Consider the following 14,823-nt stretch of genomic DNA (forward strand, 5'->3'; position numbering starts at 1 on the left):
TCAATACAGGGTGACGGCTATGCCTATCCATTGGCGGTCGCGGCGGCGGAGGCGGTCGGATTGTTCGGCTATGTATCTGAGGGAGATGAGGTGGTGGGCTCGTCGGGTGCCTGCTTCGTCGAGGAGGCGGGCGGCGGCGGGCATGGTGGGGGTGCCTTCGGGGATGTGGCCGGTGTCGTCGCAGGGGGCGATGAGGACTTGGCTGTTGTTGCGGATTCGTTTGACCTTGCCGCTGTTCGATTCGGTGAGGAGTAGGAGTTCGCCGTCGTCCACGGCGAACCAGAGGGGGGTGGGGACGGTGCGGCCGTCGCGGCGGAAGGTGATGAGGGTGATGTGGCGGTGTAGGTCGATCTGCTCGATGACGTCGATCATGACCGTCCTCCGGTGGGATGACTTTCGGGATCGGGGGTCAAGCGGGACTCCAGGATCGGGGCGATCTCGGCGGCCTTGTCGGCGCTGAGCATTCCGGTGTGCCATTCGTCGATCGGAATGCGGTCGATGCGGTTGGAGATGTGGGGACGCCAGGTTTCGGCGAGGTGGTCGCGGCCGGGCTCGCGGGTGGAGGTGAACAGGAGGGCGTCGCCGGTGTAGCGGCCGGGCGTGAAAGGCAGTGGCTTCGAGAAGCTTTCGAGGACTCGCTCGACCTGTTGCGGGGTGAGGATTCCGGCCCTGCTCAGGCGATCCGAGAGCAGGGCGTAGAAGTCGTCGAGGCGTTCGATGGGCGGAATATCGTCCAGGCCCAAGACTTCTCGCCAGCCGCCGAGTATGCGGGTCACGGCCTCGACCACGTCCTGGGGATCCGGATCGGACGGTTCCTCGACACCGGTTTCCGGGCTGGCGTCCACCACGGCCAGCAGGCCGACCTCATGGCCCAGCTCTTGCAGTCGCACCGCCATGGCGTGCGCGATCTGGCCGCCGAGGGACCAGCCGAGCAGGTTGTAGGTGGTGTCCGGGAACCGCTCGAGGAGTTCTCGAACGTAGCGATCGGCATATGCGCCAACCGATTCCAGGCGCGACTCGCCCGCGACGATATACGGGTCCTGCAAGCCGTAGACCGGGCGATCGGGGTCGAGGTGACTCACGAGCGCCCCGTACACCCAGGCGAGCCCGCCACCGGGATGGACGCAGAACAGCGGTGCGCGCGTGCCCGAGGAGCGCAGCGGGGTCAGCACGCCCAGGGAGATATTCATGAGATCCTGGCCGCCGTCGAGGGATTGCGCCAGCGCCGCGGGTGTCGCATCGGAGAACAGGCGGCTGTACTGCATCTGCCGCCCGGTACGGGAATGCACCAGCGACACGACTTGCACCGCGGTGAGCGAGTTTCCACCCAGTGCGAAGAAGTCGTCATCGGCCCCGACCCGATCCACCCCGAGCACCTGGGCGAACACCTCCGCCACCAGCTGTTCGGTGCCGGTTGCCGGGACCCGGAATTCACGGGCCGCGAACACCGGTTCGGGCAGGGCCCGGCGGTCCACCTTGCCGCTGCTGGTCAATGGCATATCGTCGAGCACCATCACCACGTCCGGGACCATGTATCCGGGCAGCCGCTCACCGACCGACCGCCGCACCCGGATCGGATCGGGCACACGGCCCGCGGCGGCCAGCACGTAGGCCACCAGCCGCACCTCACCCGTGTCCGGCGAATGCACGACCACCACGGCCTGATCGATCCCGTCCGACGCGGTCAGCACGGCCTCGATCTCACCCAGCTCCAGGCGCTGTCCGCGCACCTTGACCTGGAAGTCGGAGCGGCCGACGAACTCCAGAGTGCCCGCCCCGGAGCCGGATTCGCGGTCGGTGACCCAGCGGACCAGGTCGCCGGTCCGATACAGCCGATCCCCCGGCGCACCGAACGGGTCGGCCACGAACCGCGACGCGGTCGTCCCCGCTCGACCTCGATACCCGCGCCCCACACCCGCACCCGCGACGTAGAGCTCCCCCACCACACCGGCGGGCACCGGTCGCAGGGATGAATCCAATACCGCCACAGTCATTCCCGCAATGGGGCCACCGATCCCCACCGGCCGCCCGGGCACCAGCTCGGTACCCGTCACCCAGATGGAGGCCTCCGCCGGGCCGTACAGGTTGTGCACCCGGCGCGAGCCCGACGCATCGGTGCGCGACCAGCGCGACACCATGTCCGGCGAACACCGGTCACCGCCGGTCAGCACCTCCCGCAGCTCGTCGAGCCCGGCCGGATCCACCGACAATGCCACCGCCGGAGTCAGGAACGCATGGGTGATGCGCCGATCGCGCAGCAACTCCGCCAGCGGTTGCCCACCGAACACCTCAGGCGGCGCGATCACCAATGCCGCGGCACCGGACACCGCCAGCAGTAATTCCAGGATCGCCGCGTCGAAGGTCCGCGCGGCCACGCTCAGCACCCGCGAACCCGACTCCACCGCAGAGCGATTCAGTTGATCGGCCATCAGCCCCGCCAGCCCGGCGTGGGTGACCTCGACGCCCTTCGGGCGACCGGTCGAACCCGAGGTGTAGATGACGTACGCCGTATTCGCCGACCGCACCGGCTCGCGCTCCGAGTCGGTGAGCGCGGCGGTGCCGAGGCCCGACACGTCGAGCTCGTCGAGAACCAGCCACGAAGTATCCTCGGGCAGCATTGCCGCCGCAGCCCGATGCGCCGTAATACCCACCCGTGCACCGGAATCCGCGCACACGAACTGATTGCGCTCCAGCGGATGCGCGGGATCGACAGAGACGAATCCGGCCCCGGTCTTGGCGATCGCCCAGACCGCCAGCACCCATTCCAGCGATCGCGGCACCCCGATGGCCACCACCGACTCCGGTCCGATGCCGAGCCCGATCAGATACCGCGCCAACTGATTCGAGCGCTCATCGAGCGCGCGGTACGTGTGCCGCCGATCCCCGTCCAGGACCGCCTCGCCGTCCGGGTTCGCCGCTACCGCCGAGGCCAGCAACCCGGGCAGGGTCGAGGCACCGTCGATGCTGCTGCCCCGACCCCAGTGCCGTAGCTGCCCTCGCTCCGGTTCCGAGAGCAGGTCGATATCCCGTACCAGCACAGCGGGATCGACCGTGATCGCGCGCAGCACCTGGTGCAAGCGTTGTGCGAACACATCGATCGTCGCCGGGTCGAACAGGTCGGTGGCGTAGCTCAGATTGACGGGGATCGCACCCTCCGCGTCCGGAGCATCGGTCAGGGTGAGCGTCAGGTCGAACCGTTCGATGGCGGTATCGGCGCTCGACGCGGTGACCTCGAGGCCCGGGAGCGTGAAGTCCGCCTGATCGAGATTGTGGAATGCCAGCATGACCTGGAACAGCGGGTGATGCGCCTGACTGCGCGGCGGATCCAGCGCCTCGACGATCTGCTCGAAAGGCACTTCGGCGTGGGCGAATCCGTCCAGATCCACACCCCGGACCTGCGCGAGCAGCTCGGTGACCGGCACCGATTCATCCACCCGGGTGCGCAGCACCACGGTATTGACGAACATGCCGACCAGATCATCCAGCTCCGCCGCGCCACGACCCGCCACGGGTGAGCCGATCGCGATATCGCCGCTGCCCGAGAGCCGTGACAGGACGATCGCCAGCGCCGCATGGAACACCATGAATACCGTCACGCCCTGCGCCCGCGCCAGATCGCGCACGCCGGAGACGATTTCGGGGTTCACGGTGAAGAAATGCGTCGCCCCGCGATGGGACGCCACCGGCGGGCGAGGGCGATCGGCGGGCAGTTCGAGGGCCTCGGGCAGCTCGCGAAGTTGCTCGGTCCAGTACTGAAGTTGCCGTGCCAGTGTCGATTCCGAATCTGTTGCGGAGCCGAGCAGCTCGCGCTGCCACAGCGCGTAGTCGGCGTATTGCACCGGCAAGGCAGCCCAATCCGCGTGCCGTCCAGCACACCTGGCCGTGTAGGCGGTGGCCAGATCGCGTGCCAGCGGCCCCATGGAGAAGCCGTCCGCACTGATGTGATGCAGCACCAGCACCAGGACGCATTCATCGACGCCCAGGGCCAATAGCCGCGCACGCACCGGAACACGGTGTGCCACATCGAAGCCCATGGACACGAGGGATGCGATCGCACCCGCCAACTCGGCCTCGGTAACCGGGAGCGGAGTCAGATCCACGTCCACACAGCCGGACAGCTCGGCTACCGGGATCACTTCCTGGAACGGCACGCCATCCACATCGGGATACCGCGTCCGCAAAACCTCATGCCGGGCAAGAACATCCAGCATGGCCGCCGACAACGCGTCCAAATCCAGCACACCGGACAGGCGCAGTACGAGGGGAAGGCTGTATGCCGCCGACTCGGGCGCGAACCGATTCACGAACCACATCCGCTGCTGCGCGAACGACAGGGGCACCCGCTCGGGCCGCACCCCGGAACCCAGGCGCAGAACAGCGGCCGAATCCTGTCCCGTACTCGCCACCCGAGCCGCGAGCAATCCGGCCAACCCCTGCACCGTCGGTGCTTCGAATACATCGCGCACACTCACCGCGACGCCCACACCCTCGGCCGCGCGCGCCACCAACCGGGTCGCCGACAGCGAATTCCCGCCCAGTACAAAGAAATCGTCCTCGAGCCCGACCCGCTCCACCCCGAGGACTTCGGCGAATACTCCCGCCACGATTTCCTCGATCGCGGTGGTCGGAGCGCGATAGCCCGCGCGCACGATCACCGGTTCCGGCAGTGCGGATTTGTCCACCTTGCCGTTCATCGTCAGGGGCAACTCGTCGAGGACGAGCACCACGTCCGGCACCATGTAGCCCGGCAGGTGCGCGCTTACCGACCGCCGCACCTGTACCGGGTCCACCGCGTATCCGGGACCGGCGACCACGTATCCCACCAACCGCGCATCGCCTGTGTCGGGAGTATGCACGACCACCACGGCCTGTTCGATGCCGTCCACGCCGGTCAGCGCGGCTTCAACCTCACCCAGCTCGAGCCGCTGCCCGCGCACCTTCACCTGGAAGTCGGCCCGGCCCACGTAGACCAGCCGCCCGGAGCCGGACGTATCGGCCACCCAGCGAACCAGGTCTCCCGTCCGGTACATCCGGTCATTCCCCTGTGTCCCAAACGGATTCGCCACGAATCGGGACGCGGTCAACCCCGGCCGACCCCGATAGCCGCGCGCCACACCGGGACCCGACACACACAGCTCGCCCACCGCACCGATGGGCACCGGACGCAGCCAGGGATCCAGCACCGCCACCGACATGCCGTCGATGACCGAACCCAGCCCGAGCGGATCCTCGGCCGTCAGTTCAGGACTGATCAGCGCGATAATGGTGATCTCGGTCGGCCCGTAGGCATCGAAGAACCGGCGAGATTCCGCGGTATCGGTACGCGACCAGCGCGACACCAGTGCGGCGGGACACGCCTCGCCCGCGGTGATCAAGACCTTCGGATAGTCGTGTGCGGCCGAATCCAGCGTGGCCGCCACGGTCGGCGTCAGGTTGGCGTGGCTGATGCGCTGATCACGCAGCAATGCCGACAGCTGTTGCCCGCCATACACCTCCGCGGGCGCGACCACCAGCACCGCACCGGCGGACACGGCCAGCAGCAACTCCAGAATCGCCACATCGAAGGTCCGCGCCGATACGGCCAGCACTCGCGAATCGGCATCGACCCCGTAGGCACGCACTTGAGTGGCGGCCACCGCCGCCAAACCGGCGTGCGAGACCTCGACGCCCTTCGGACGGCCGGTCGACCCCGACGTGTAGACGACATACGCCGCATTGCCCGACCGCAATGCCCCGCGCCGGTCGGCATCGGTCACGGCGTCGGCACTGAACTGCGACAGGTCGAGCTCCTCGAGGACCTGCCACGACATGCCCTCGCGCGGCAGCGCCGGGGCATACTGATCCATCGTGATACCCACTCGCACACCGGAATCGGCGCACATGAACCCGTTCCGGTCCACCGGATGCCCCGGATCCACCGAGAGGAATCCCGCACCCGTCTTGGCGATCGCCCACACCGCGAGCACCCACTCCAGCGACCTCGGCACTCCGATCGCCACCACCGACTCCGGCCCCGCCCCGAGCCCGATCAGACACCGCGCCAGGCGATTCGAGCGCTCATCGAGCTCACGGTAGGAGAGCTGCCGCTCCCCCTCCACCACCGCAGCGCCTGCCGAATTGCGGGCCACCGCCCCGGCGAGCAAGCCCGGCAATGTCATCGCATCGACGGGTGTGCCGAGGTCGCGAGTATCGCCACGACCCCAGTCACGCAGGAGCCGTTCTCGTTCCAGCGGCGGCAGCGGGTCGATATCGCGCACCAGCACGGTCGGATCCTGGGCGATCGCACTCAGCACGAGCCGAAGGCGTTGCGCGAGCGCCGTGATCGTGTCGGCGTCGAACATGTCCGGCCGGTATTGCAGCCTGATCCACAGGTTGTCTTGCAGGATCATGGTGCCGGTCAGGGGGTAGTGCGTGGAGTCCGCGCCGGTGACTCCGGTGAGCTCCAGATCCCCGGAACCGGTGACGTGCCGCAGGTTCTGTACGTCGATCGGATATGACTCGAACACCATGAGCGTGTCGAACAGGGACTCGCTGCCGGCCACGGTGTGGATATCGGTCAGGCCGAGGTGATGATGCTCGAGCAGGGCTGCCTGCTCGCCTTGGATTCGGGTCCACAGCTGCGCCATGGACTCCCGCGGCGCCAATCGGACGCGGGTCGGAATCGTATTGATGAACAATCCGACGGTGCGCCCGGCGGCGGGCAGCTCGGCGGGACGGCCGGACACCGTCGCGCCGAAGACGACATCGATGCGACCGCTGTACTGCGCCAACATGATTGCCCATGCCGATTGCAGCACCGTATTGAGTGTCACCCCGGCGGCGGACGCGGCGGCCACCAGATGCCGGGTGTCGGCCTCGTCCACCGTGAGTGAGTGATCCACGACCGCACCGACGCCGGTCGGGGCGGTCCCCGCGATCAGGGTGGGTTCGGCACCGTCGAGGGCCTCGGTCCACGCGGTCAGCGCGGCGTCCCGATCGCGAGAGGCCAACCAGGACAGGAAATCCCGGTACGAGCCCGCCGGTGCGATCGCAATGTCACCCGAGTAGTGCGAGAACAATTCGGTGACCAGCAATGGCAGCGACCAGCCATCGAGGATGACGTGGTGGTTGGTGAGGATCAACGACCATTGATCGGCCCCCAGCCGGACCACCGTGAACCGCAGCAGCGGCGGCTTGGCCGGATCGAATCGGCGCGCCTTCTCGGCCGCGGCCAACTCGGCGAGCCCGGCCTCTCGATCCGGATGCGCGGTGAGATCCACAACCTCCCAGGGCAATTCGACGCTCTCGCACACCACCGCCACACTCACGCCACTACCGGTCGTGGTGAACGCGGTCCGCACACTCTCGTGCCGATCCACCAGAGCCGACGCGGCCCGATGCAAACGGTCCGGATCCAGCTCCCCACTGAGATGCAGCACCAGCTGCGCCGCATAGACGTCGACATCGACGGCACCGGTCAATTGAGCGTGGAACAATAGGCCCGCCTGCAAGGGCGTCAGCGGCCACACATCGGTCAGCGACGGATACGCGAATTCGAGTGCGGCGATATCGGATTGGGTCACTCGCACCAATTCGAAGTCCGATGGGGAATGTCCACCGGCACCGGGCATCTCGGCATGCTCGGTGATCGCGGTCAGCGCCGCGGTCCACAATCCCGCGAACTCCTCGATCTCCGCGCGCGCCAGCAGGGTCCGGGGGAATCGGAAGGTCGCCTCGAGCCGACCGTCGATGACGATCGCGCTCACGTCCAGGGCGACCGTCACCGGTGTCTCGACATCCGGCGTCGAATCAGCCAGCCCGCCATCGAATCCACCGATATCGGCACTCGACATCTGGCCGAGGTAGTTGAAGCCGATCCGGCCCGGCATCCGATCGGGCAGCTCGGCGGCAGTCTCGGCATTCAGGTAGCGCAGCAGCCCGTAGCCGATTCCCTTGTCCGGGATGGATCGCAGCGTTTCCTTCACAGAACGCACCACCGCCGCCACCCCGGCACCACCGGCGACCACATCATCGACATCGATACCGGCCAGCTCGAACCGCACCGGGAACATCGACGTGAACCAACCCACGGTGCGCGACAGATCCGCGCCCGGGACCACCTGCTCCTCGCGCCCATGACCTTCCAGGCGCACCAGAACCGACGACTCGTCGATGCCCCGCCGCGACCGCCACGTCCGCACGGCCACGGCCAGACCGGCCAGGAGCCCGTCATTGACGCCACCGTGGAACACGGCCGGAACCCGCGACAGCAATGCCCGAGTCACCGACTCCGGCAATGCCACCTGCACCGCCTCGAGCTCCGCGGCCGTATCGATGGTGGGATCCAATTCGCGCCCGCCCCACAGCGGATCGGGACCGGCCACCATCGACCGCCACAGTCCGAGCTCTGCGGCTCGGTTAGCGGTGACGGCTTCGGCTGCCAATCCGTGCGCCCAGCGCCGCACGGAGGTGCCGACGGGAGCCAGTACCGGCATCTCACCGGCAAGCACCTGCTCGAAAGCGGACGTCAGGTCCGGCACCAGCACTCGCCACGACACGCCATCGACCACCAGATGGTGCGCGACCACCACGAGGCGATCGGAGCCCAGCCATACGAACTGCACCATTACCCCGGCGATCGGATCCAAACGGTCGAGCGCCGCATCCAATTGACCCGCGGCGTCCGCGCACGAGTGCAGCACCGACGCGGCATCGACGCTCCCCTGTGGGGCGACCATGAGCGACCAGCCCTCGGAGTCGCTGTGCCGCAGTCGGGACCGCAGCATGTCGTGCCGGTCCAGCAGCGCACTCACACAGGCCAGCAGGCCCGCCTCGTCCACACCGGCCGGGACATGCACCACCACGTGCTGATCGAATCGATCGAATCCCTTGCCCCCGTCCACCATCCACCGGGCGATCGGCAGCAGCGGCATCTCCCCGACACCGCCACCCGCGAGCTCCGCCACGCCGTCCTCGGCGTCGAGGTCCCGCGCGATGAGGGCCAGCCGTGCCGCGGTGCGCTGCTCGAACACATCGCGCGGACCGAATACCACGCCCTTGGCCCGCGCCTTGGCCACGACCTGAATCGACACGATCGAATCGCCGCCCAAGACGAAGAAGTCGTCGTCGACGCCGACCCGGTCGACACCGAGCACATCCGCGAAGACGCCCGCGACCACTTCCTCCATCGCGGTGGCCGGTGCCCGGAACGAGCGCGGTGCAAGCACCGGTTCGGGCAGGGCACGGCGATCGATCTTTCCGCTGCTTGTCAATGGCAACTCATCGAGCACCATCACCACATCCGGCACCAGGTAGCCCGGCAACCGCTCGCCCACGGACCGCCTGATGTGCTCCGGATCCACTCCGGTCCCCGCGACATAGGCCACCAATCGCACTGCGGCCCCGGTGGTCTCGGAGTGCACGACAACCACGGCCTGCTCGATCCCGGTCAGGGCGGTCAGGGCGTTCTCGATCTCACCCGGCTCGATGCGTTGCCCGCGCACCTTGATCTGGAAGTCGGATCGGCCGACGAACATGAGCTCTCCGGCCCCGCAATCGGACTCGTCCTCCGTCGTCCAGCGGACGAGGTCTCCCGTCCGATACAGCCGATCACCGGGCGCGCCATACGGATTCGCCACGAACCGCGAGGCCGTCAGCCCGGAGCGACCTCGATATCCGCGTGCGACACCGGGACCCGACACATACAGCTCACCCGCGACCCCGGCCGGTACCGGGCGCAACCAGGCGTCGAGCACCAGCACCAACGCCTCCGGGATCGGGCCACCGATTCCCGCCGGGGCACCCGGATGCAGTTCCGCACCCGTCACCCAGATGGTTGCCTCGGCCGGTCCATACAGGTTGTGCATCCTGCGCGAACCCGCAGCATCGGTGCCAGCCCACCGCTGGGCCAATTGCGGCGAACACCGATCGCCACCCGTGAGCACCACGCGCAACGCATCGAGCCCGGCCGGATCCACCGACAGAGCCACCGATGGCGTCAGGAACGCATGACTGACCCGCTGATCACGCAGAAGCTCCGAGAGCGGTTGCCCGCCATACACATCCGCGGGGGCCATTACCAGCGCCGCACCGCCGGACACCGCCAGCAGGAATTCCAGAATCGCCGCATCGAAGGTCCGCGCGGCCACACCCAGCACCCGGGAGCCCGCATCGACCGCGCAGCGCCGCCGGTGATCGGCGACCGCCGCCGCCAACCCCGTATGCGAGACATCGACGCCCTTCGGCTGACCGGTCGAACCCGAGGTGTAGACGACGTAGGCCGTATTGCCCGTCCGCACCGGCCCATGCCGATCCGCGTCGGTCACCGCGTCGACGCTGTACGGGGAAAGGTCCAGGTCGTCGAGAATCAGCCACGACATACCCTCGCGCGGCAGGGTCTCGCCCTGCCTGTTCAATGTAATTCCCACCCGCACACCGGAATCGGCACACACGAACCGATTCCGCTCCAGCGGATGCGCCGGATCCACCGACAGGAACGCGGCCCCCGTCTTGGCGATCGCCCAAACCGCCGTCACCCATTCCAGCGACCGTGGCACCGCTATGGCCACCACCGACTCCGGCCCCGCACCGATCCCGATCAGGCACCGCGCCAAGCGATTCGAGTATTCGTCAAGCTCGCGATACCACATCCGCCGCTCACCGTCCACCACCGCGACGCCATCCGGATCGGCTGCCACCGCTGCAGCGAGCACGCTGGGCAGTGTCACCTCCTCGAGCCCCGCGAGGGTGTCGCCATGACTCCAGTCGTGCAGCAGCCGCTGCCGTTCGGGCATCGACAAGGCATCGATCTCGCGCACCGCGATGGTGGGATCGACTGTGAGCGACTGCAATACCCGCCGCAGGCGATCGGCGATCAGGTCGATCCGCGCCGAGTCGATTACATCGGGTTGGTACTGGAGCCGAATCCGCAGCGTGTCCCCGAGCACCATGGTGCAGGCCAGCGGGTAATGCGTGGAATCGGTGGCACCGACCTCGCCGATCGCCAGCTCGCCGTGACCGATGGCGTGCTCGATGTCATGGATGTCGACGGGATAGGATTCGAGCACCATGAGCGTGTCGAAGAGGCTGTCATTGCCGGTCAGCGCGTGAATATCCGGCAGGCCCACATGGTGATGCTCGAGCAGGGCGGCCTGCTCGCCGTGGATTCGCGTCCACAGCTGGGCGACGCTCTCCCCCGGCGCCAATCGGACTCGGGTCGCAATGGTGTTGATGAACAAGCCGATGGTGCGATCGGCACCCGGGAGGTCACCGGGACGCCCGGATACGGTGCCGCCGAAGACGACATCGGTTCGGCCGGTCAACTGCGCCAGCATGATTGCCCACGCCGACTGCAAGACGGTATTGGCCGTCACACCGGCGGTGGCCGCCGCCTCCACCAGATTCCGGGTCACCGAACTCTCGATGGTGATCGACCGATCCGCGACCGCCCCGGCACCGGATCCGGCAGCCAGGAGGGTCGGTTCGGCACCGTCCAGGGCCGAATCCCATGCCGCGAGTGACGCGTTCCGATCACGAGTCGCCAACCACGCCAAGAAGTCTCGATAGGAACCGGCCGCGGGAAGCGAGTTATCGCCGGTGTAGTGACGGAACAGGTCGGTGAGCAGTAGCGGCCAGGACCAGCCGTCGAGGATCAGGTGGTGGTTGGTCAGGATCAATGCCCAGCGACCGGTGCCCAGTCGCGCGATGGTGAACCGCAGCAAGGGAGCGACAGCGGGATCGAAACCGCGCGCCTTCTCCGCTGCGGCCAGCTCTCGGAGTTCGGTGTCGGGATCTGGATGATCAGCCAGATCCACTACACGCCAGGGCACTTCGATGTCGTCCCGGAGTACCGCCACACTCACACCGCTGTCGGTGGTTGTGTAGGCCGTGCGCAGACCCTGGTGTCGCCGCAGCAGCGTGGTCGCGGCCTCACGCAGGCGTCGCACGTCCAGCTCACCGGTCAGGTGCAGCACCATCTGCACGGTGTAGGCGTCGAGGTCGGCGTCGACCAGCCGGGAATGGAACAGCAGGCCGGTCTGCAATGGTGTCAGCGGCCAGACATCGCTCAGCGCGGGGTATTCGCGTTCGAGTGCGGTGATATCGGATTGCGGCAGCCGCACCAATCCGAAGTCCGATGGGGAGTGGCCGCCGCAGCGGGGGGTTTCGGCGTGTGCGGCGATGACGGTCAGCACCTGGGACCACAGTCCCGCCAGCTCGTCCATGTCCTCACGGCGCAAGAGGGTGTACGGGAAGCGGAAGCTCGCCCGGAGCCGGTCTTCCAGAACGATTGCGTTCACATCCACGGCCACGGTCACCGGTGTCTGCGGGTCCGGCGTCGAGGTCAGTTCGCCCAGCCCGCCGTGCACGCCATTCGCGCCGGTGTCGGCCGTCGAGAACCGGCCGAGGTAGTTGAAGCCGATGCGTCCCGGCATCCGATCAGGCAGCTCGGCAGCCGTCTCGGCGTTGAGGTAGCGCAGCAACCCATACCCGATTCCCTTGTCCGGGATGGATCGCAGCGTCTCCTTCACCGCCCGCACCACCGACGCGACTTCGGCACCCCCGGCGAGAACCTCATCGAGATCGATATCGGCGAGCTCGAACCGCACCGGGAACATCGACGTGAACCAACCCACGGTGCGCGACAGATCCGCGCCTGCGACCACCTGCTCCTCGCGCCCATGACCTTCCAGACGCACCAGCACCGACGACTCGTCAATGCCTCGGCGTCCACGCCAAATCCGCACGGCCACGGCCAAGGCGGCCAGCAGCCCGTCATTGACGCCACCGTGGAATACCGCCGGAACCCGCGACAGCAGTGCCCGGGTCACCGATTCCGGCAGCTGAACCTCGACCTGTTCGATGACGTCGGCCGTGTCCAGGGCCGGGTCCAATTCCCGCCCGCCCCAGAGCGGATCGGGTCCGATCGCGAGCTGCTGCCACATTCCGAGTTCGGCGACCCGCTGCGGGTTGGCCGCCTCGGCCATCAGTCCGTGTGCCCACCGCCGCATGGATGTCCGCACCGGCTCGAGCACCGGTGTGCCGCCCGAGCTCACCTGCTCGAACGCGGACATTAAGTCCGGCACCAGCACTCGCCACGACACCCCGTCGACGACCAGATGGTGCGCCACCACCAGCAGCCAACCCGGATCCAGCCAGACGAACCGCACCATCGCCCCGGTGGCCGGATCCACTCGATCCAGCGCGGCATCCAACTGCTCGGAGGCAATGCCCGCCACCACTTTTCGGCCCTGCTCGGAATCGATATCGATTCCGGCGTCGAGCACGTGCCGGTGGAAGACCGTGGCGGCATCGATGGTGCCCGGCGCAGAGACCATCAACGACCAACCGCCGGAATCGCTTTCCTCGAGCCGGGAACGCAGCATGTCGTGCCGGTCCAGCACCGAACCCACACTCGCCAGCAAGCCCGCCTCATCCACACCGGCCGGAATACGCAGCATCACATGCTGATCGAGTCGACGGAATCCCTTGCCCCACTCCACCATCCACTGAGCCACGGGCAAGAGGGGCAACTCGCCGACCCCACCACCGGCAGGTTCACCCGTCTCACCGGATTCGCCCTCGGTGACCTGCGCGCACAGCGCCAGACGCCCCGCCGTGCGTTGCTCGAACACATCGCGCGGACCGAACAGCACTCCCCTGGCGCGTGCCTTGGCCACCACCTGGATCGACACGATGGAGTCGCCGCCCAGGGCGAAGAAGTCGTCATCGGTTCCGACGCGCTCGATTCCGAGCACCTCGGCGAACACCTCGGCCACGATCCGCTCGGTCGCGGAGATCGGAGCCCGGAACTCGCGCACGGTCAGCACGGGCTCCGGCAGCGCGCGGCGATCGACCTTTCCGCTACTGGTCAAGGGGAATTCCTCGAGCACCATCACCACATCCGGCACCATGTAGCCGGGCAGGCGCTCGCCCACCGTCTGCCTGATCTGCTCCGGATCCAGTGCGCGCGCGGACCGGACATAGGCCACCAGCCGCGTGCTGCCGGTGTCCGGCGTGTGCACGATCACGACGGCCTGCTCGATGCCGGATACATCGGTCAACGCGGCCTCGACCTCACCCAGCTCCAGGCGCTGCCCGCGCACCTTCACCTGGAAGTCGGCGCGGCCCACGAAGACCAGCGTCCCGGCCCCGGATTCATCGATGGTCCACCGGACCAGGTCGCCGGTGCGATACAGCCGATCACCGTGCGCCCCGGACGGATTCGCCACGAACCGCGCGGCCGTGAGCCCGGATCGACCCCGATATCCCCGTGCCACACCGGCGCCCGACACATACATCTCACCCACCACACCGGCGGGCACCGGTCGCATCCACGCATCAAGCACCTGCACGGACATGCCGTCGATGGCCGAGCCCAGCACGATCGGATCACCGGCGCGCAGTTCGGGGCTGATCATCATGATGATCGTGGTCTCGGTCGGCCCGTAGGTATTGAAGAACCGTCGCGCGCCTTCGGTTCCGGGCGGACACCAGCGTTCCACCAGGGTGGGCGAATAGCGCTCACCGCCGATTGCCGCGACTCGCAGCGCGTCGAACCCCTCCGGATCGACCGAGGCCGCGACCGACGGAGTCAGGAAGGCGTGACTGATGCGCTCGGTGCGCATGAACTCGGTCAAGGGCTCCCCGCCGTACACATCCTCGGGGGTGAGGACCAGCGCTGCACCGGCGGGAGCGACCAGCAGGAGTTCGAGCACCGCGGCATCGAAGGTGCGTGCGGAGACGCCAAGCACTCGTGAATCCGCTTCCACCGCATAGTGACTGCGGTGTGCCGCCGCCACCGCGAGCACTCCGGCATGGGTGACCTCGACGCCCTTCGGGCGGCCG

General features: G+C 67.6%; 2 protein-coding genes (1 of these 2 running past the window's edge). Both read right to left on the reverse strand.

Annotated elements, in window-relative coordinates; genetic code table 11:
* A complete protein-coding gene (locus AB0N05_RS25835; protein WP_364698437.1) occupies nt 1–372 on the reverse strand; it encodes a PPOX class F420-dependent oxidoreductase in 372 nt (123 codons plus the stop codon).
* On the reverse strand, nt 369–14,823 hold the 3' portion of the coding sequence (locus tag AB0N05_RS25840; RefSeq protein WP_364698438.1) for a non-ribosomal peptide synthase/polyketide synthase. The gene runs 13,817 nt beyond the window's last position; 14,455 of the gene's 28,272 nt are visible here — the last part of the coding sequence; its start codon lies beyond the right edge, outside the window; its stop codon occupies nt 369–371. The genes AB0N05_RS25835 and AB0N05_RS25840 overlap by 4 nt, the downstream gene beginning before the upstream one ends.

Origin of the sequence: Nocardia sp. NPDC051030 (assembly GCF_040683015.1) — a bacterium.
Classification (GTDB): domain Bacteria; phylum Actinomycetota; class Actinomycetes; order Mycobacteriales; family Mycobacteriaceae; genus Nocardia.